Raw genomic sequence first — 20,662 nt, forward strand, 5'->3', positions numbered from 1 at the left:
CCACTTAACTTGTGCGCTTTGAGTTTTTCCTATTTTTTGAAAAGGCAAATGGACCAAGGCGGTGTGGGAAGACATTGATCTGGGAGCAAAGGTTTGGTGTCTACCAGGCAAGCCAAACAGAGCCGGAGGAGCGGCTAGGGATTGTATAGTGCTGCGCCCGATCACCCCATAAAACCTAATGCATACTTTGCATTATGCAATATATGCATTACTCATTAGCGCCCAGAGTTTTTATGATGGGCAGATGAATACACCAAACTCTCTTCGAACCTTGGGCATATTGGGCGGCATGGGGCCTTTGGCTACCGTCGATTTCATGCAAAAAATTATTGCCCTCACGCCTGCTGAGGAAGATCAGCAGCATATTCCGTTAATTGTGCATAGCGTGCCCCAAATTCCAGATCGCAGCTCAGCGATCATCGCTAACACCGATGCCCCATTTTTACCTATGCTGGAGGGATTACGACAATTGGAGCGTTGTGGCGTGGAGGCTGTGCTCATTCCCTGCAATACGGCGCACTTCTGGCATGAACGCCTAAGTCAGGCCACACACCTGCCTATTTTACATATTGTGGATGCGGTTACCCATGCACTAGCGCAACAACAGATAACACCTGCAGCATGCATGCTCCTAGCCACTCGAGGCACACGTCAAGCCGGTATCTACCAACGAGCTAATAACGCTATGTGCTCCGGTTTTCAACTTCCGAACGAAGCCGAGCAAGCACAGGTAGATAACATGATTCACTTCGTCAAACAGGGTAAGCTCTCCCTTGCACAACAGAGTGGTGCAGCACTGATCAACACTCTACGTCAAAAAGGCGTACAACGCGTCGTCTTGGCTTGCACTGAGCTGCCTCTTGCTATGGAACCTACTCAGCACCCCGATTACTTCATCAATGCCACCCTAGCGCTCGCCCAGTCTGCTGTCCACTTTGCTTTGCAACAACAAACGGGCACTGTGGTTTAATACATAGCCTGCGTATATATGTTACGCCCACAACAGAGATAAGGTATGGACACCGCCTGGCTACTGGACTTTGTGACACTTGCTGAAGTCAACAACTTTACTCGCGCCGCTCAAATTAGGCATAGCTCGCAAGCTGCCTTTAGCCGCCGCATTCAAGCCCTTGAAGCATGGGTAGGGGCAGAATTGATAGACCGCAGCGTATTCCCGACTCGCCTGACCGACGAGGGCAGCCGCTTTCTGGAATACGCCCTTGATATTTCGCAGCGAGTCTCAGATTTACGCGCTGACTTTAGTGGTCGCCCTTCCGCTTGGCTTAGCCGCATTCGCATCGCCGCCCCGCACGCTCTAGCCACCGGTTTTTTGCCCAGACGATGGCAAGAATGGGTGCGCGGCTTGGCAGCCCTTAACTGCGTTATTAATCCGGCCAATGTGCACGACGCCGTCACTACCTTTATTAGCGGCAACGCGGATCTGCTCGTTTGCTTTCATAACCCTCAGCAACCCATACACTTGGATCCAGAGCAATACCAACGCTTAACTTTGGGTGTACAAATGCTGCGTCCATATATGTCCACCAGCCTGCACAAAAAAGTACGCTGGTCATTTCCGGGAACCGTCGAGCATCCTATCCCACACCTCGCGTATTCTCAAGGCGCTTACTTAGGCCGAATGGTTAATCTGATGATGGAGCGTGCCAACAAGCCACCTTATCTAGTACCGCATGCAGAAAGTGATATGGCGGATGTATTGCGAGAACTAGCGCTCAATGGTCATGGTGTGGCCTGGTTACCAGACTGCGTCGCTCACAGTGCTGAACGCCATGGCGCCTTGATGTGTGTGAGCTCAGACCCGGCATGGGAGCTGTCCTTAGCCGTCATGGCATATCGCGATAAACACAATCCAAGCCCCGCTTTACAACGCTTATGGCGCAGACTAAGCAGCTTGTACGAGGTACCTGCTTAGCTGCGACTAACAGTTAAGCCAGTGATGCGCCTACACCTGTACGTTCAACAATTAATTGATAGTGTTCAGGACGACGATGCTTAGCAAAATTAAATACGTGATCACGAAACGGCTGTCCTAAATTCAGATCTGCATTGAAATAAATCAATTCATCTTCTTCGGTGCTAGCTTGCGCCACAATTTCTCCGGTAGGCGCAACAATCACCGATCCACCTATCATGTGGTGCCCGTCCTCTACGCCACACTTGGCCGCAGCGCCTATCCAAACGGCATTTTGATAAGCACTGGCCTGCAAGGTAATTAAATGATGGTGCATACGCAAATGAACCGGCTCAGGCCAATGAATATTAATGGACGGCGTGTTATAGCCTAAGGCCACAAACTCTGCCCCCTGTAAACCCATCACACGCCAAGTCTCAGGCCATCGCCTATCGTTACATAGGCACATTCCCATCTGCACCTCATCAACCCCCCACACCTTGAACGTATCATTTCCCACCTGAAAGTATTTTTTTTCTAAGTGCTGAAATGGCGCATCTAGTTTATGGTCACTATGCCCTGGTAGGTGCACCTTTCTATATTTGCCAATAATTTGTCCTTTTTTATTAACTAATATAGAGGTATTAAAAGGGCCTTCCTTAGGACAAAGCTCTGCGTACCCAAGATAAAAGCCAACCTCTAAACGACGTGCCTCGTCAAACAATGCCTGTACGTTAGGATTAGGCATTGAATGCTCGAAATAACGCTCTTCTGCCTCTTGCTGACTCATCCAGTAACGAGGAAAAAAGGTCGCTAAGGTCAACTCGGGAAAAACCACAAAATCAGCCCCCCTAGATTTCGCCTCTTGCAGCAAAGCGATTAATCTATCTAAGGTACGCTGGCGGCTATCGCTCACATGTACTGCCCCTACCTGCGCCACAGCCACCCCTAAACGTCGCTGACTCATACCTTCGTCTCCTGTAATGTGTAAAAACTTGTCATAACCTAAGCATGCATGGGAATTTAGCCAGCGTAAAGTTGGGAAAAAAACAAACGCCACCCCAAAAAAAAAGAAAAATCCATACAAAATCAATCCTCTACATGAAGCACCCACCATAGAGCGATAACTCTTCTGCATGGCAGCCCGACAAGATTTGATAAGAGAATGCTCGACTAACTGAGTAACTGCTCTAGGCTAGTGATAAAGCGTTTACCTGCAAGAGATAAAGAATTTAGTTCGCACACGGTCAACCAGATGCCAATTGATTGTGCCGGGCTAACGGGTTTTATCACCACGGTGGGGTCTAATACAGACGGCAAAGCCCAACGCTCCATCAAAGCAGCGCCGAAACCTTGCTGAGCCAGAGCATACGCCGCCAAGGGGGAGCGCACGGTTAAGGCGGGACGTGTTGGTTTAGTCGCACTAGAGCTTAAAAACTGGTATAGCACCTTACCCAAGGGCGCGTCCTCTGGGTAACTGATCCAGGGGTGCGAGGCAAAATCAGCCGCCTTTACTTCAGTCTGCTTGGCTAAAGCATGGGTAGTGGGCACTGCACACACAATCTCCGAATCCGCTAATTTTCGCGATTGCAATAGAGGGTGGACAGGATCAGCCAGTGAAACTGCCACATCTGCCTGCCCGCTCAAGAAATACGCCACTATTTCATCGAAACTGGTGGTGCGGTAGTCCACTCGCGCTCGGGGTGAGCTGAGACGTAACTGCGTTAACCCCTGCGGGATCAAACGCTGACTTAAACTGGCACTAGAAATAATATTCAAGGTACTGGCGCTACCACTGCCCAATTGCAAAGCCAGAGCATTCAAACGGCCTATCGCCGTATACAGTGATTGCACCTCAGCATATAAACGACGGGCCTCTGGTGTGGGCAGTAAACGATTCTTGCTACGCTCAAATAACTGATAACCTAAACGATATTCGGCCAGCGCTAAGACCCGACTAATAGCTGGCTGGGATACATGTAAAGAACGGCCAGCACCACTAATAGAACCGGCCTGCATAATGGCGTGAAACACTTCAATTTGTCGCAAACTTAAAGGGCGAGCATCTGTCTGGGTCTCAATATTGCTCGCCCAAGCAGCATTCATGTCTACATTCGTCATGGCTGAGTCATAACTCCAAATTATGGTGTACGCACACATCCTGATTCATGGTTTTGGCAGGGCCAGTGCTACTCTTCTTGTATGGACTTTTCATAGTCTGCTTATCTTACGTTAATTTAGTTTAATAATAATTAGGAGATAAACCATATGCTTAGCCAACCGTTCAAACGAGCCTGTGCTCTGGGGATCATCATCAGCTGCGCTCTGGTAGGAAACACACACGCCACAGAAAAATGGCCACAAAAGTCCGTTAGCTTTATCGTACCTTCTGCCGCTGGCGGCTCACCCGATGTGCTATCACGCTTAATCATGAACGATTTGGCACAAAGCCTGGACGCTTCTTTTATAGTAGAAAACCGACCAGGTGCCGCCGGCAACATTGGTATTTTACAAGTTAAAAAAGCGCGTCCCGACGGCTATACCTTGGGATATGGCAATATCAACACCTTAGCGGTCAATAATAGCCTGTTTAATTCTCTGCCCTACGATGTAGACAAAGACTTAAGACCCGTTGCACATTTATTCAATATCTACAATGTGCTAGTCGTGTCGGCCGAATCACCTATTACTTCGGTTAAAGATCTTATTCAGGCCGCTAAGTCAGATCCAGGCCAGCTGTCTTATGGGGCTGCGGGCGTGGGCACTACTGGTCATATGGGTGGCGAGCTTTTTAAACACATGACGGATATTGACGTCTTGTACGTGCCCTACAACAGCGGGCCTGCTGCCCTGCAGGACTTAGTTGGAGGCCGTCTGGATTTCATGTTTTCCAATAGCTCAGAGGTAGCACCTCTGATAGCCAGCGGGCGTTTACGTGCACTGGGCGTGTCAAGTAAAAAACGTCTTGACCTGCTCCCCGATGTACCGTCACTGGATGAGGCAGGCGTTACCGGTTACGAAACTATTGCCTGGGGTGGTATGGTCGCCCCGAAACAAACTCCTGACAGCGTTATTGACACACTTAACCAAGCTGTTAATAACACACTAAAAAAACCGAAAGTGATTGAAGGACTGGCTGCGCTAGGCGCTGAGCCAGCGGGTGGAAGTGCCGCAGACTTTCAGCAGTTTATTCAAGTAGAAACTGATAAATGGGCAGAAATTATCGCCAGTGCTGGTATTGAAAAGCTGGACTAAGCTCGCATGAAAGCACACACCCTGTCCTTTGATACTATTTTCACGGCTGGAACCATTGTGGATGGTTCCGGTGCCCCTCCCTACCACGCTGATGTCGGAATACGCCAAGGACGTATTAGCGCCATCGGTGACCTGAGCCAAGCACTCAGTAATGAGCGTATAGACTGTCAGGGGTGCATGATTACACCCGGTTTTATCGACTCCCACACACACGATGATGGCTACTTACTGACTCACCCAGATATGATGCCTAAAGTATCTCAGGGCATCACCACAGTGGTTACCGGCAACTGTGGAATCAGTCTAGCGCCCGTCATCACAAGCTCACCGCCTCAACCCTTAGACTTGCTGGGACCTGCTGAACTATTTAGATTTTCCAGCTTTTCCGCCTGGCTAAACGAGCTAAAGGCTCAACCTGCTGCCGTCAATGTCATACCACTGTTAGGGCACACCAGCCTACGCGTCGCCTTTATGCAAGACTTACAGCGCACTGCCAATGCGCAGGAAATTACCGCGATGCAACGCGGTGTAGACGAGGCCTTGGCCAGTGGAGCGTTTGGCCTGTCATCTGGCCTGTTCTACCCACCTGCGGCGGCGGCTACCACCACTGAATTGCTTGAGGTGGTGCAGCCCATGGCGGCGTTAGGTACCACTATTTACGCAACGCACCTTAGGGATGAAGCTGACTTTATCCTGCCGGCTATTGATGAAGCCTTAGAGATCGGTGCAGCCGCACGCAGCACCATCGTTTTCTCGCATCATAAACTGGCAGGCGAGCACAATCACGGCCGCTCCCGGCAAACGCTGGCACGTATAGACCAAGCATCAGCATTACAGAATGTGTGTTTAGACTGTCATCCCTATCCGGCAACATCTACCATGTTGCGCCTAGATAGAGTACGACTTGCCAGCCGTACGATTGTCACCTGGTCTACTGCCCATCCGCAGTATGCAGGCAAAGACTTTGCCACACTGGAGAAAGAGCTAGGCATGGGGGATGAGGAGTTACTAGCTTACCTGTCTCCGGCAGGAGCCATTTATTTCCTCATGCATGAACAGGATATCAAACGCATATTCGCCTACCCACTGACCATGGTCGGATCGGACGGACTGCCCTTTGACCCGCATCCACACCCACGCCAATGGGGGACTTTTACCCGCGTACTGCGCACCATGGTACGGGAACAGTCCTTACTGAACTGGCAACAGGCCATACATAAAATGACAGGCTTGCCCGCCCGCCAATACCGCTTACACGAACGAGGACTCATTCAGGAGAACTACCACGCTGACCTCGTGATTTTCAATCCTGATACGGTGACGGACCAAGCAACCTTTGAAAAACCTGTGCAAAGCAGCCGTGGCATACAAAGCGTGTGGGTAGCTGGTGAACAAGTCTGGGACGGCCAGCAGGTCACCGGTAAGCGACCAGGTCAGGTACTGACTCCCGCACATCTGCGCGCAAGCTAAGCAGGCCCGCGGGTACAAGCAGCGCTGACGCACAAATTAAGGGCAAGAAAATCTTGCCCTTAATTGTTTCCCCTACCTGCCCTCAATCAAAGAAGCTGTTTACGCTATATCCTTAATTATTTTGCAAAGCCCGTCCCAGCTTGAACGGAACATCCAAACAACGCAACAGGAACAGACAGAAACGCTCCGTAGTACTAATTGATACTACCCAGATAGCCCTACTCCTCGGACTGAAAATATCCCCATAGGCCGTAAGACACTTGCTAATTGAGCGCGACGTAGTAATGTCTATATTCAGGGGAAGCAGAACCTCCTTTCGACGCGTATCTGAGGACTCAACCAACAACAAGGATTTTACAGATTATGCATGGAGTTCGTATCGTAATCAGACCTAATGCGCTGAGCACCTATAACAATAATCGGCTTTTCACTGCATAGCGTTAAGTCCAGAAATTAGGCGTTTTCTTCCACCACCGCCGCACCATGGCACTGCCTCAATGTCCTCACGCTTAAGCAAATCCAGATGCCGCTAAGCAGAGTGAATAAACTATCACTTGCCGAAGCCCGAACAGAGGCTGCTCGAAAGATGAAGCTGAAGCATAATCGCTTGGTTCCGCTGATAGTGAAAAGAGAACATATACGGATCAATGGATACAATCGATGAGTTTCTTGCCGACTGGCGTGAAGGCAACATAAAACGACTAAAACACCGTTACATCACCTTCCGTCCTTACACCCAAGATATCTTCCCTGTGATCTGCGAAAAGCAACCGGCAACAGTCATTGAGCGAGACATAAGATAGACACTGCAAAATATAGCCGAAAGCAAGTGATCCGCTACAGCAAACGACGCCCTACTCTACAAGCAGACTTTGCTAATATAGTCTTTATTAATGCTCCAGATGGCCATATCAATATATGAAGCCAGAAAAACGCACAGCTCACTACATGATTACCTAGCGGGTAAACTTAGCGCTGAATAACCAGCTCCTCCCATATCTTGGCGCGTAAAGGTGAGGGGTTATACAAGCCATTGGACCCACCATCATCTTCTTGTAAAGCTGTAATGGTGATAACCGTATTTCTATTGGGCAGGATGATACAGTATTGCCCAAAAACACCCCACAAATAGGCGCAGTCGTTCTGTTGGTCTATCCAAATTTGATAGCCGTAACCAGCAGGGGTTGGCACGTCGCCTGGGATAAAGTCAGTACTTGTCATGTGGTGAGACATCATATCTTGGACAAATTTCTCTGAAACTAATCTTTTCCCCTTAAAAACCCCACCATTTAAAAGCAGTTGTCCAAACCGGCCCATTTCATCTGTATTAATGGCCATGCCATTGGCGGCTACTGTGTGCCCAAGTGGGCAAATAGTCCAGTCGGGATTATGAATTTCTAAGGGTTCGAACAGGCGATAACGCAGATACTCACAGAGATTCTTCCCAGATTTTTTTTCGACCAAACAGCTGAGCAAATAGGTATTAACATTGTTGTAAAGAAATTGCGTACCAGGCGTATGTTCAAACTGGCCTTCTTTATAGATATGGCGCACCCAATCTCTTGTATGAGCTCTTTCGTAACCGTCACGAAAAAACATCGCTTGACTCATTCCTGAGCTCATTGTCAGCAAGTCCCGTACTGTCATACTCAGGGCATTCGGATTAACGACGTCGTAAGTCTCTTCGCGAAAACTATCACTGATACATTCGTCCAAATGGATTAATCCTTCATCAATAGCAATACCCACCCCTACCGCAGCGAAAGTTTTGGAGCTCGAATAAGACTCAAACCGAGGTTTTGCGGCAAAACGTGACCAGTCATGAACCACTTCTCCATCACGTCTGATTTGAACGCCCAGTAGATAATATCCGCCCTCTTTCATGCTGTTCATGAAACGGTCAAATTGTTTTTGCATGATGGAAGTCCTGTTTACAATTGGAGGCTCAATAAGTGCCTACGTTACTGATAGATTATAAGTACAGATTCAAATGGGGTAATTCTGAGGCGTATTAAATAACGCCCTCAGTACGCAACGTGGAGATAGTGGCATCGTCATAGCCTAACGAGTTCAAAATTTTTTCCGTATGCTCACCTAATGCGGGAATAGGATCCATGCGAGCAGCAAAAGCGTTCGACGTAGCTGGCGGTAGCAAAGCCGGAATTTTGCCTACGGGGCTACCCACCTCTGTCCAACGATTGCGTGCCTGTAGTTGGGCATGCTGCCAGACTTGATGCATGTCATTGACACGAGCACTAGCTATACGCGCCTCATCCAATCGATCTATGACCTGCTCACTAGTATATTGGCGTAACGCTTTAACGATGATGCGCTCAAGTTCTTCCCTATTTTGGCTGCGAGCCGAGACAGACGAAAAGCGACTGTCATCACGCAACTCCGGCAGTACTAAGATGTGCTCGCAAAACAGAGCCCATTCCCGCTCATTTTGAATACCAAGCATCACCGTAGAGCCATCCCCAGTTACGAAAGGGCCATAAGGTGCAATAGAAGCATGAGAAGCACCACATCGCTCAGGGGCTGCTGCATTATCAAAGGCATAGTAAAGTGGGAAGCCCATCCATTCAACCATACTTTCTAACATCGACACATCGATATGACTTCCTTTACCCGTCTTACCCCTTTGGATGAGAGCTGCAAGGATACTACTGTAGGCGTACATGCCTGCCGCAATATCAACGATAGAACAGCCCGCCTTGGCTGGTTGCTCTGGAGTTCCTGTAATGGAAAGAAAACCAGATTCACTTTGAATCAGTAAATCATAAGCTTTTTTATCTCGGTAGGGGCCATCAGAGCCGTAACCGGAAATATCGCATACTATCAGGCTAGGGTGCTCCTCTTTAAGAGCCTCGTAAGATAGCCCCAACCTTCCCGCTGAGCCGGGCGCTAAGTTTTGGATAAAAACATCCGCTTCTTTTATGAGAGCTGACAAAACATCCTGAGCTTTTGGGTGCTTTAAATCTAAAGTTATACTTTCTTTGGAGCGATTAGCCCAAACAAAATGCGAAGCCAAACCACGTACGCGTTCATCATAAGAACGTGCAAAGTCTCCAGAACTTGGCCGTTCAACTTTAATAACACGTGCCCCTAGCTCTGCTAGCTGCCTAGTGCAAAAAGGTGCGGCGATTGCATGTTCGAGCGTAACAATGGTAATGCCATCTAAAGGACGCATCTGCCTATTTCCACATAGTAATTTATAATGACTACAAGTGTAGGTAGTGCTTCAATGACCTACAATCGCGAAATTTCTAAGGGCCCCTCTTGTTTTATATGATCTCTACTAAGCTGTTGCTGAAATAGCGATGACTTACTAATTTAAGGCTGTGCTGATGCTGTTTGACTTAAATGATTTACGCTTGTTTATATATGTAGCAGAGCTCAAAAGCTTAACTCGCAGTGCGGAACGAATGCATTTATCTTTAGCGGCGACAAGTAGCCGCATTAAAGGGCTAGAGGCACGTTTTGGAATGCGTTTGCTATACCGTGAAGCAAAAGGCGTAAAATTAACCCCAGCTGGGGAAACGTTGCTGCATCATGCGTTAACCATGATGCAACAGTTCAGTTTACTAAAAAGTGATATGCAGCAGTATAGTGATGAAATTAAAGGTCACATACGGATTTTTGCGAACACTACCGCTGTCACCGAATTTATGCCCGCGGCCTTAGCTACTTTTTTGCGTAGTCATCCTAATGTTAATGTCTCTTTAGAAGAAAGACTTAACTACGATATAGTTAGGGGTATTCAAGATGGTGCCGCAGACATAGGTATTGTCGCAGGCACAGTGCAGGCGCAGGGTTTAGAAATGATTAACTTTTCTACTGATCAGCTAACTTTAGCTACTTCTGCAGATCATCCATTAGCAAATCAAAAAACTGTCATGTTTTCTGACACGCTTCAATACGAACATATTGGTTTGCATGAGGGCAGCACTTTACAACACTTTCTTGATCGTATTGTCGAGGAAAGTGGCCAGAAGCTAAATTTGCGTATACAAGTACGTAGTTTTGAAGCAATGTGCAGAATGATTGAATCCGAGATTGGAATTGGCATACTCCCTAAATCTGCAGCTGAAAGATATCAAAAATCAATGCGAATTGAGCTCGTTGCTTTAGGAGACCCTTGGGCTGTACGTGAGCGCAGCATTATCTATCAAAAAGACACTATTGTGCCTAAATATATGCATGATTTAATGGATTGTATTTGTGGTCTACCCAGCTATTGAGTGTTTGATAACCTATAAAGCATTCAATAATACCTCGCCCCACTCATGGGGCGTCGTTTTAATTGGAGTTTGAGCTCACTTTCCTAGGGATGGTATCCATAGCGACATAGAGGGCACAAGAAGTACGATAACAGAAGCAGCAACTAATACCCCTACGACTTGCAAAATATGGGGAAAGGTATCTTCCATACGTATATCGATAATTTTTGTCGAGACAAATAGATTCACAGCTAATGGTGGCGTTGCCCCGCCAATAGCCAGAGCCAACATCATGACTACACCAAAGTGAATAGGATTAAGCCCTATTTGGTGAACAACAGGCATCAGGATAGGTGTCGCAATTACAATAATAGCGATAGTTTCCATGAATGTGCCTAAAATCAACAACAGCAACAGCAACATTAAACTCAGAAGTACAAAACTGGAGGTTAAAGAGAGCATCCAAGAGGCGACTTCTTGAGGAATCTGTTGTGTGGCCATAACCCAGCCAAAAGGCGTGGCCGCTGCAATGACAAATAGAATCACAGCACTGTTTTTCGCTGAACGTACCATCACAGCGGGCAGTTGCTTAAGAGGCAGCTCTTTATAAACGAAGGTCGCTAAAATAAAAGCGTAGACAACCGCGACGACACCGGACTCTGTAGGAGTAAAAACTCCCGAGATGACGCCACCCAAAATAATGACCGGCATTACCAAAGGTAGAATACCGACTTTGATTGCTCGCCCCTTTTCAAACCAGGTGCTTTTGTTCTCATTTTTAGGATAACCGTATTGATGAGAAGCCCAAATGGAATACACCATAAGAGCGACGGCTGCAAATATTCCGGGCACAATACCGGCTAAAAACAAATCCCCAATAGATGCATTAGCAGCTACCCCATAGACGACCATCGCTAAACTCGGTGGTATCACCACCCCAAGAGCTCCAGCTCCGGCAAAAATAGAGGCAGTAAACCCCTTGCTATAACCTTTTTTTACCATTTCCGGCTCCATCAAGGAGCCCACTGCAGCTGTTGTAGCTACGCCTGACCCCGAGATCGCTCCGAAAAATGCTGAGGCTGTCACACCGGAGACCGCCATTCCGCCACGGATATGACCAAAAAAAGTGTTAGCAACGGCCATCAAACGAGGCGTTGTGCCATATGCCATTAAATCGCCAGCCAAAATAAAGAACGGTAAGGCCAATAAAGGAAAAGAGTCCACACCACCAACCATGCGCTGAGCGACGATACCTAAGGTTGGAAAGTCGTTCATCATCAAAAAAACAAATGAGGTAATGATGATAGCAAAGCCAATAGGTAGACCCATGATGATGGTGACACCTAAGATAGCAAAAAACAAAGCATTCATAGCGTTATCTCTTTTTTGTCGCTTACAAACCAATTAATGGAATCAGTGATTAAATAAAACAGCATCAAAATTCCGCCAACTGGCATAGCTAGACTTACTAGCCCATACGGAACTCCCAATCCAGGAGTGATATCCTGCATAAATGCCAGAGTAATTGGGATGCTACTGTAAGATAGATAAGCTACGAATATAAAAAGAATAATATTCAATATTATGTGAACAAAGGGCAAGAACGTTGCGGGTAGAAGATTGATAAAGTAATCGACTCGCATGTGGTCGCGCTCTTTCACAGCAAGAGCGGCGCCCAGGAAGCACAACCAAACCATACCGAATTGGGAAACTTCTGCGCTCCATGATATGGATATACCGAAAAGGTAGCGTAGTAGAACTTGACCAAACACCATAAGAACCATGATAAGAAAAATCACGAAAATCAGAAATTCTACGAGTTTGGAGAGTAATCTATTTAGTACCGAGACCATGTTATGCCCTTTGCCATGCTGTTACAAAAAACAGCAGATCTTAATCTATAAGCGTTAAAAGCTCATCACCATTTTTATCAATGTAGAGCTGCCTCACGTTTTTAACTGCCTCTTGGAAAGCTGCCGTATCAACCTCATTGACTTGCATACCTTTCGCTTTAAGCTCTTCTATAATTTTGCTGTCATCGTCAGCAATTTGTAAGCGAACGGAGTCACGATACTTAAACGCCAGCTCTTGCAGAACCTCCTGTTGTTCGCTATCAAGCTTGTTCCACACTTTGGGATTAATGATAAGAACTGAAGCGTTCCAAATATGCCCAGACAGCGACAAGTGTTTTTGCACCTCGTTAAACTTTGAACTTGAGATGATAGACAAAGGGTTTTCTTGTCCATCCACCGTTCCTTGTTGAAGGGCTGTAAATAACTCGGTAAATGCCATGGGGATTGCACTAGCGCCTAATTCATTAAACATCTGTAAACGGATCTCTGACGCTGCGCTACGAAACTTAATGCCTTCCATATCCTCAGGGTTGACAATAGCACGCTTATTATTCGTGAAGTGACGATAGCCATTTTCCCAATAGGCAATGACGTGAAGCCCCTTTTCGCCCAAAATCTCAGATACTTTATCGCCAAAGGGGCCGTCTACTGCTTTATAAGCAGCCTCACGGGAGTCAAACAGAAAGGGGACCTCCTCAACAGCAAGGCGGCTATCTAAGCCTTGAAATAACGAGATTGCTTGAATCAAAGACATATCTAACGCACCTGTCTGGACTTGATTAACTTGCTCGTTTTCGCTGCCTAATGCACCTCCAGAAATAATGCTCAACGTAACTGAGCCATTGGTTTTTTCTTTTAGCTCATCCGCTAAGCCTACTAAACCTACGTGCTCTGAGTGAGTGTCAGCTAAAACGTGAGCAACAGTAAGTTTTACCGGTTTAGTTGTACTTACCGCTTTATTAGCTTCGATCTCGGGCTTGCCTCCGTCCGTACAACCAGCAGCGAACGCCAGTAGGACTAAAGGAAGAAGTTTTGAAAAAAAATTGACCACGAATTAATCTCCTCGAATGCTTTGTTTGATGTGTTGCATATGGTGTGCAAAAAACAGTTTGTCTGTGCCCACGGTAAATAGTGTCGCTCCTAAATCTGCCCAGGCGTCGATCGCTGCGCGAGCTTGCTCTAAGTCCAAATCAAAATTAGGAACAAATATATGAATATTGCGACTTTTGCATAAGGCAATCGTGTCGCGCATGAAATCGATGACTAGCGGATGATCCAGCTGTCCACCCACCCCGAGTGACACGGATAAATCAAATGGTCCAATCATGATGGCATTGACGCCAGGCGTGTTAAGGATAGGTTCTATATTAGCGATACCTTCCCGACCCTCAATCAGCAAAACAATGATCGCCTCTCTATTGGCTTTCGTAGCGTAGTGACTCCAATCTTGAACATAATGCTTACCAGCTCTGATGCAGGGGCAAGCTCCCCGGCTACCATCGGGGTAATAACGAGCATAAGAGATGGCTTGTGCAGCCTCCTGCTCGTTGGTTATTTGAGGTACTACAACCCCTTCAGCTCCAATATCTAAAGCTTTCAAAACCAAATTCGCGGCGTTTAGCTCCACACGCACTAGCGGTGAAATGTTCGCCGCCTCTGCTGCACGAACCAGGTTTTCAGCAGTCTCCAAGCCAAAATAACCGTGTTCGGTATCGATGATTGTATAGTCGAAACCCGCATACCCGATAATTTCCAGGTTTTCCGGACTTGCACTTTGGGACCAAGTTCCTAAGAGAAACTGGCCAGAATCAAGCTTTTCTTTGAACGTTTGTTTAGGCATGCCTTCCTCCATATAGGGTCAAAAAAGACCTTAGTTTCACGTGCTTTTATAATCGTGGGAAAAAGCAATACCTCACTTTGACCGGCAGACGCGAAACCAATCAGAAAGTGTCGTGTAAATTTGAGCCACAGACAATCGCTATTTTTCTAAGGGATGCTTCGGTTGACCCGAAGTGCACCTTCAGGCGCATCTAGTAGACCAACTAGTGCTGAATATCAGTGCAACAAGATTCTGCCCATCTAGCGTACGCCATAGCGTTCACTCAGGTTCTTTTTGTACAATAATTGCTATATGCAGCCGATAGCGCAATTTGCGCGTTAAATAATTTCGAGCAAAAAAACATCGCCCACGTAAGCCAATAATGGAAATCTAGACGCTTCAATCTTATTGCACTACACCAGTCCTCTTTAATCATGGCGATTAGACTTCAGCTAGGCGCGTAATAACCCCCTACCGAGGTTCAAATGTCTTTGTTGAAAAACGATAGGATGTGGTAATTTTTTTATTCATCGTACTGCGCCCAATACAATTCAATGCGTCGGTCAAGTAACGGTACACCCTTGGTAATGAAGACTCAGAAACTATGTTAAGTTTGTTCCCTGCGTGCGGGTGTCGTCATACATCATAGCTTTGATTCGACGTATCGTTCTAGGATGCACCGAGTATTGTTGCGCCACAATCTCTAAGGGTACGTTATTAGACAACGCCAACATCACCTCCTCCTGTTGGGCAGGAGATAAAGCAGGTCGTCTACCAAGTTGCCTTCCGTTGGCTCGTGCAACTGCCATGCCTGCCCTTGTTTGTTCACTTGTCAGAGATCTCTCAAAATCGGCGAGAGCAGTCATCATCTGAAATAACAGCCTACCCCCTGAAGTGGTGGTATCTACATTTTCCGTCAGTGAAATAAAATGAATCCCCTCTTGGCCTAACTTATCTATTGTTTCTACCAAGTAACGTAAAGAGTGCCCTAGGCGATCCAAACGCCAAACGACAAGAGTATCACCGGGTTGTAGTTCCCCCTTCAGTGAACTTAGGCTGGGCCATGTCGCCTTAGCCCCTGATATTCCGGTATCGGTGTAAATATGATCACATTTTGCTTTTTTTAAGGCAGCAATTTGTATATCTGCATTTTGATCTTGCGTCGATACCCTTGCGTACCCATATTTTTTACCCATCACACACCTTTCTTGCGCAACATGCAGCTCTACCTCCGCCCATTTTTGGGGTGATTGACACTAATAAATTTAACTTATAACGAATTTGCGGCACCACCACATCAGGATTTACAAGTAGATATAAAACGCTAGGATTCGCCTAAATACTGACGATAGCTCACACCACAACAGACAATGGCAACAACCTTATGCCACTAATGTGATACCAGTCAATACATTTGGCATTTTAATATTAATAATTGTCACACATGTATCAATCAATACCTTCGAGCGGGTAGCCACTAAGACTGTCTGAATACTTCTTCCCTAACAGGCACAGACTGTCAACAATAGTCAAAAACGACTTATCATCGGTCCAAAAGTTGGACAATAAGGACCCTTTATGTCAATATCACGTTTGTAATAAAAAGATGATTTTTTATTCAAACTGTTTGATAAAAAGGGTAATTCCAATGCGTTACTTACAAGGAACTAAGGGAAACTTATTTCTTCGTTTTAAGTTTAAAAGCCCGTTCTTTGCAGAGTCTCTTTATTATTACAACCAACAACAAAAATGGGGCTACGTATGAATGCCCCTTTAATACAGTACTTACCCAACTCGTTACGTGTGGCTGCCGAGAATCAGAACTGCTTCCTGATTGGTGTAGCCAATGGCAAAGCACTCTGTAACGCGTATGGCTTACATTATTTTCAACACGCTTTTTTAACTGCAGTACAAGAGCGTCTGCGCCCCTTTGGCGTTTCAACTAATGACGTTGCTGTAGTGAATGACTTGCTGCTGTTAGTCGGCTGCAATAATTCTCATCTTTCTTCAGCAGATGGAAAAGAATCATACCTAGAACATATCAAGGCAGCACTTTGCTACGAGCCCATCAAATGTGGGTTTACACAAATTCAAATTAATGTATTTGTATCCCCATTAGAATTATCTACTCGCGAAGCCACACCCTCCCCTTCCTTACGCTCATTAGCAAATGCGATTGCATTTTCAAATATAGAGCCGCGTGAGTGCGAGACCACTCGTGAAGATATGCTTGCAGCGACCCTCTTTTACACGGAGATGCAAAGCGGCAAAATTTCGCTGGCCTTTCAACCTGTCGTCTGCACCACGGATGGCCAAAGGATACTGTATTACGAGGTTTTACTACGTAGAAGTATCTCTGAGAGTTCTCTCAGCTCTCCAACCTCCTGTGAGCCCATTGTCCAAGCGTTAGAAAGACTGCATCACACGGAAAGATTGGATGCCAGTGTCCTATGGTCTGTTCTGCACATGCTGCATCAACACTCGGACATTCAATTAGCTTGCAATATTTCTCCGTTATCACTGCATGACGAGGCTTGGTGGCGACCGATCATCTCCGCTTTAAAAAATGCCCCTACGCTGGCGGCCCGCCTGACTTTAGAGATTACTGAAACCACTTCCACTTTTGATCTACAGGCCGCAGTGCGGGTGCTCAACTCTTTACGGCAACTAGGTTGCACCGTGGCGATAGCAATGGGTAAAGCTGGACTCAACTCTCTTCGGCTAGCCCAAGAATGCAATCCTAAGATCATCAAAATCAACAAAAACGTATTACATAAAACTCGGAACCACGGCGTTAACAGCATTTCCGAATATGTATCTAAGGTTTCGCACAACCTAAGCCAACACCTCATCGCTGTCGGAGTTGAGACAGATGAAGACCTCCAGGTAAGCATCGAAGCAGGCGCCAATGCCGCACAAGGTCACATCATACGCCCTCCTTCCCTCCTGCCTCCATGGTCAGACGCTACGCCTTTCTATATTCAGGACCGTTTTGCCCCCCCCCCACTAACACCTACGCAACTTTTTAAAGGACTCCTCACAAAGGAAGAAGCATATGAATCACATCTATAAAGCCATATGGAATGAGCACACAGGGACATTTGTTGCCGTTTCAGAAAACAAAACAGCGAAAGGCAAGCGCAGTTCCTCTTGCGTAAACGGAACCAAGCGTCCGTCCTTTAGTTCTCGCATGAAATGGGCCTTTGCCTTGGCAGCCAATACAATGATGCTGGGAAGTGCTTGGGCGACAGTCGAAATCCCCGTTGGCGACAATGTCATCAATTTCACCAGTTCTGGTGGCAGCATTAATTTTTCGGGTGGTGGCAGCATTGTGGGCCTAAGTGGCCTAACCATAGACGGTGCCTTGAGTGCCGAACAGATTACGATGGGAGGCGAAATCTTAGCGACCCGGAGTGAAGTGCAGACAAACACGGACAAAATTGACGCACTCGACAATCGGGTAGGAATCAACGAATCTGATATTGCAGACCATGCTAGTCGGATTGGGAACAACGAAACCACCATCACGGCCCACGGTAACAGAATTGGCACGGCGGAAACAGAATTAAGTACGATCAGCGATCGTCTCGCCGCCTTGGGCGTCGACGAGGACACTCCCGGTGTGCAGTATTTTCGCGCCAATTCTCAGTTGCCTGACTCTCAGGCTAATGGCACAGACTCTATGGCTATTGGTCCCGATTCCAAAGCAAATGGCAACGAGTCAATTGCTATCGGACTAAAGTCCCAAGCTGAGGGCGAGCGCAGCATCTCTGCAGGCCAAGGGGCCATAGCGGATGCCGAGAGTGCCATTGCACTGGGCGACGGAGCCCGTGCTATGTCTGGACCAGCTATGTCCAAACCCAACGCGGCTATTGCCATTGGCCAGAACAGTTTAAGCAGCGGTTTGGCCAGTATTGCAGTAGGCCGCGAAGCTGCGGCGGGTGGAAATAATGCACTCGCTCTGGGCACACAAGCACAAGCCAGTGGCGCCAACGGTATCGCGTTGGGACTGGATGCTCAGGCGGATGCTGAAAATAATATCTCTATTGGTAATGATGCCGGCAAAGCGACTGGTAATCATCTACCAGGCGACCGTTCGCACAACATTGCGATCGGTCAGGCTAGTGGTCAAAACGTTAAAGGTCAGTTCAACGTAGCGTTGGGGGATGGCACTGGCAATGACGTGGATGGCAACGAGAACGTGGCGCTTGGCCGAGATGCTGGCCAGAATGTCATTGGCGATAGCAATGTCAGTTTGGGCAAAAACTCGAATCGAGGGCGGTCATCAAACCGTGCGATCGGTATAGGTGAGGACTCCGGCGCTGAAACAGAAGGCGTAGCGATTGGATATAAAGCGATTGCCGGGAATACTGGGGTTGCAGTAGGTCGACAAACGACGGCTGTGGGGACGGGTACTGCTATTGGCCCCAATGCTCATGCTGACAGCGATTTCGTCGCCTTGGGATTGAGTTCTCACGCCGCTCAGAACGATGTTTCCGGATTGGGCCGTTTCACTAATAGAACTTTCACAGGAAGCGCAGTTTCTGTTGGTAGCAGCCAAGCAGGTAGTGAATTTACGCGTCGCATCGTTAACGTGGAAGATGGCGCCAATGATACCGATGCAGTCAACGTACGTCAGTTGCAATCAGCAGTGGATCAAGTGACGCTGGGAGCTACAATAGAGTACGATAAACTAGCTGAAAAGATCGGTGACGACTGGGGTCAGCAGATTGCTGACAACAAACCACAGTACCTTAGCATCAATGATGGTGGCGTAGGCAAGGGCAACAAGAATAATAATGGTGCCGCTGCCACAGCTATCGACTCCATCGCAATCGGACCGGAAGCTACTGCTAAAGAGAAAGATTCGATTGCCATTGGGCATATGGCTGGAGCAGAAGGAGCCTCCGCCGTTGTGTTAGGGCACAACATCAAAGGGCTAGGGCTCAACTCAACTACTATTGGTAACTCACAATCCGAAGCACGCGACGAAAGCGGCGTAGCGATTGGTACGCACGTCATTAGCCGTGACAAGAACTCCATCGTTATTGGTCGAGATTCCTATACGGACCGCCAAGCTAACGGCCCCTCTGTCGAAAACTCCATTGTAATTGGTACCGAATCCAGCTCCACAGCCGTAGAAGGGATTGTGATCGGGAAAAAATCGGTAGTAAATGCCGATCGCGGTATCGCTCAGGGTAGTAATGCAGAGGCAACAGCCAATGATGCCATTGCCCTCGGTACAAGATCTAGAGCCACGGCTGGCAACTCGCAAGCGAGCGGCACCGACGCGAAAGCCTTTGCTGCGCGTGGTATAGCAATGGGCAATAATGCACGCTCTGGACAAGCAAATCCTGATGTCGAAAATCGTGATAAGAACCGCGACTCTATTGCACTAGGCACAGAATCGGTAGCAGAGCTCAATAGCAGTATCGCTATGGGCCGGGAAGCTCAAGCAACGGCTGACTACGCCCTAGCTCAGGGCAAGGGCGCTCACGCATTTGGCGAAGCTTCAATTGCACAAGGCCGTGACGCTTGGGCTCTTGACCGACAGGCGATCGCTCTGGGTGATGGTTCCCGCAGCACGGCTAATCGCGCTGTCGCTATTGGTCAAGGCGCACGTGCGGTCAACGCTCGCTCGGTAGCGTTGGGTGATGGTGCTGCGACAGCAACTGAGGTTGGCACCTCGAGCGCCTCTTTGAATAACCTGCAATACGGCAACTTTGCCGGGAGTAATCCGATCGGGACGGTCAGCGTGGGCACAGAGCAGGAAAAACGTACGCTGACCAATGTGGCCGCGGGCCGGATAAGCGCGAGCAGCACGGATGCGATCAACGGCAGCCAGTTGTATGCCACCAATTCGGTACTAGGTAACGTCGCCAACACCACGAAAAATATCTTGGGGGGGAATGCTAACCTAGCCTCTGACGGCAATCTAAGCATGAGCAATATTGGTGATACCGGAGAAAACACGGTGCACGATGCGATTAAATACGCTGCTCAAGGTTGGCACATTAGCGCCAATGGTGACCCTACCGAGAACGTAAAGCCGGGTGGTTCAGTAGACTTCAGTAATGACGATGGCAACATTACCATCACTCAAGATGGCACCGATTTGGCCTTCAATCTAGCG

At 47.6% G+C, this 20,662-nt stretch carries 16 protein-coding genes; 7 read left to right on the forward strand and 9 right to left on the reverse strand.

What is annotated here, in order from left to right:
* Positions 1-244: 244 nt before the first annotated feature.
* Both cuyB and OSH01_RS11200 read left to right on the forward strand, forming a co-directional pair.
* On the forward strand, positions 245-970 hold the full coding sequence (gene cuyB, locus OSH01_RS11195; RefSeq protein ID WP_266124183.1) for a cysteate racemase: 726 nt from the start codon (positions 245-247) through the stop codon (positions 968-970).
* 45 nt (positions 971-1,015) lie between these two features.
* Positions 1,016-1,933: a LysR substrate-binding domain-containing protein gene (locus OSH01_RS11200; protein ID WP_266124184.1), complete on the forward strand. Its 918-nt coding sequence runs from the start codon at positions 1,016-1,018 to the stop codon at positions 1,931-1,933.
* 13 nt (positions 1,934-1,946) lie between these two features.
* On the opposite strand, the gene OSH01_RS11205 is transcribed toward OSH01_RS11200, so the two are convergent.
* Both OSH01_RS11205 and OSH01_RS11210 read right to left on the reverse strand, forming a co-directional pair.
* The gene (locus tag OSH01_RS11205) at positions 1,947-2,879 is read right to left on the reverse strand and encodes an N-carbamoyl-D-amino-acid hydrolase (protein ID WP_266124185.1); all 933 of its coding nucleotides are present in this window, start codon (positions 2,877-2,879) and stop codon (positions 1,947-1,949) included.
* A gap of 206 nt (positions 2,880-3,085) precedes the next feature.
* Positions 3,086-4,033, reverse strand: coding sequence for a LysR family transcriptional regulator (locus tag OSH01_RS11210; RefSeq protein WP_266124186.1), 948 nt, complete (start codon positions 4,031-4,033; stop codon positions 3,086-3,088).
* Positions 4,034-4,180: 147 nt separating this feature from the next.
* Between OSH01_RS11210 and OSH01_RS11215 the strand changes: the two genes are divergently transcribed.
* Both OSH01_RS11215 and OSH01_RS11220 read left to right on the forward strand, forming a co-directional pair.
* On the forward strand, positions 4,181-5,167 hold the full coding sequence (locus tag OSH01_RS11215) for a Bug family tripartite tricarboxylate transporter substrate binding protein (RefSeq protein WP_266124187.1): 987 nt from the start codon (positions 4,181-4,183) through the stop codon (positions 5,165-5,167).
* Positions 5,168-5,173: 6 nt separating this feature from the next.
* The gene (locus tag OSH01_RS11220) at positions 5,174-6,637 is read left to right on the forward strand and encodes an N-acyl-D-amino-acid deacylase family protein (protein WP_266124188.1); all 1,464 of its coding nucleotides are present in this window, start codon (positions 5,174-5,176) and stop codon (positions 6,635-6,637) included.
* A 969-nt stretch (positions 6,638-7,606) separates the two neighbouring features.
* Here the strand turns inward: OSH01_RS11220 and OSH01_RS11225 are convergent.
* Both OSH01_RS11225 and OSH01_RS11230 read right to left on the reverse strand, forming a co-directional pair.
* Positions 7,607-8,554 (reverse strand): serine hydrolase domain-containing protein, encoded by a 948-nt coding sequence (locus OSH01_RS11225; RefSeq protein WP_266124189.1) that lies wholly within the window; start codon positions 8,552-8,554, stop codon positions 7,607-7,609.
* Between the two features lie 94 nt (positions 8,555-8,648).
* Positions 8,649-9,827: a CaiB/BaiF CoA transferase family protein gene (locus tag OSH01_RS11230; RefSeq protein WP_266124190.1), complete on the reverse strand. Its 1,179-nt coding sequence runs from the start codon at positions 9,825-9,827 to the stop codon at positions 8,649-8,651.
* Between the two features lie 157 nt (positions 9,828-9,984).
* Here OSH01_RS11230 and OSH01_RS11235 point away from each other — a divergent pair, with 157 nt between their 5' ends.
* Positions 9,985-10,878 (forward strand): LysR substrate-binding domain-containing protein, encoded by an 894-nt coding sequence (locus OSH01_RS11235; protein ID WP_266124191.1) that lies wholly within the window; start codon positions 9,985-9,987, stop codon positions 10,876-10,878.
* Between the two features lie 75 nt (positions 10,879-10,953).
* Here OSH01_RS11235 and OSH01_RS11240 read toward each other — a convergent pair whose 3' ends face one another.
* From OSH01_RS11240 to OSH01_RS11255, 5 genes are all read right to left on the reverse strand, one after another.
* Positions 10,954-12,228, reverse strand: a complete 1,275-nt coding sequence (locus OSH01_RS11240) for a TRAP transporter large permease (RefSeq protein WP_266124192.1) — start codon at positions 12,226-12,228, stop codon at positions 10,954-10,956.
* Positions 12,225-12,710 (reverse strand): TRAP transporter small permease, encoded by a 486-nt coding sequence (locus OSH01_RS16530; RefSeq protein WP_354270631.1) that lies wholly within the window; start codon positions 12,708-12,710, stop codon positions 12,225-12,227. The genes OSH01_RS11240 and OSH01_RS16530 overlap by 4 nt, the downstream gene beginning before the upstream one ends.
* Before the next feature lie 40 nt (positions 12,711-12,750).
* Positions 12,751-13,761: a DctP family TRAP transporter solute-binding subunit gene (locus OSH01_RS11245; RefSeq protein ID WP_266124193.1), complete on the reverse strand. Its 1,011-nt coding sequence runs from the start codon at positions 13,759-13,761 to the stop codon at positions 12,751-12,753.
* Positions 13,762-13,764: 3 nt separating this feature from the next.
* The gene (locus OSH01_RS11250; protein WP_266124194.1) at positions 13,765-14,550 is read right to left on the reverse strand and encodes an HpcH/HpaI aldolase family protein; all 786 of its coding nucleotides are present in this window, start codon (positions 14,548-14,550) and stop codon (positions 13,765-13,767) included.
* A gap of 581 nt (positions 14,551-15,131) precedes the next feature.
* Complete coding sequence (locus OSH01_RS11255) at positions 15,132-15,725, reverse strand: recombinase family protein (protein ID WP_266124195.1); 594 nt, start codon at positions 15,723-15,725, stop codon at positions 15,132-15,134.
* 565 nt (positions 15,726-16,290) lie between these two features.
* Between OSH01_RS11255 and OSH01_RS11260 the strand changes: the two genes are divergently transcribed.
* Positions 16,291-17,601 carry an EAL domain-containing protein gene (locus OSH01_RS11260; RefSeq protein ID WP_266124196.1) on the forward strand — a complete coding sequence of 437 codons (1,311 nt, stop codon included), beginning with the start codon at positions 16,291-16,293 and terminating at the stop codon, positions 17,599-17,601.
* Positions 17,585-20,662, forward strand: a 3,078-nt coding sequence (locus OSH01_RS11265; protein ID WP_266124197.1) for an ESPR-type extended signal peptide-containing protein, incomplete at its 3' end; no start/stop codon positions are given. The genes OSH01_RS11260 and OSH01_RS11265, both read left to right, overlap by 17 nt.

Source organism: Alcaligenes endophyticus (assembly GCF_026344035.1).
Classification (GTDB): domain Bacteria; phylum Pseudomonadota; class Gammaproteobacteria; order Burkholderiales; family Burkholderiaceae_B; genus Alcaligenes; species Alcaligenes endophyticus.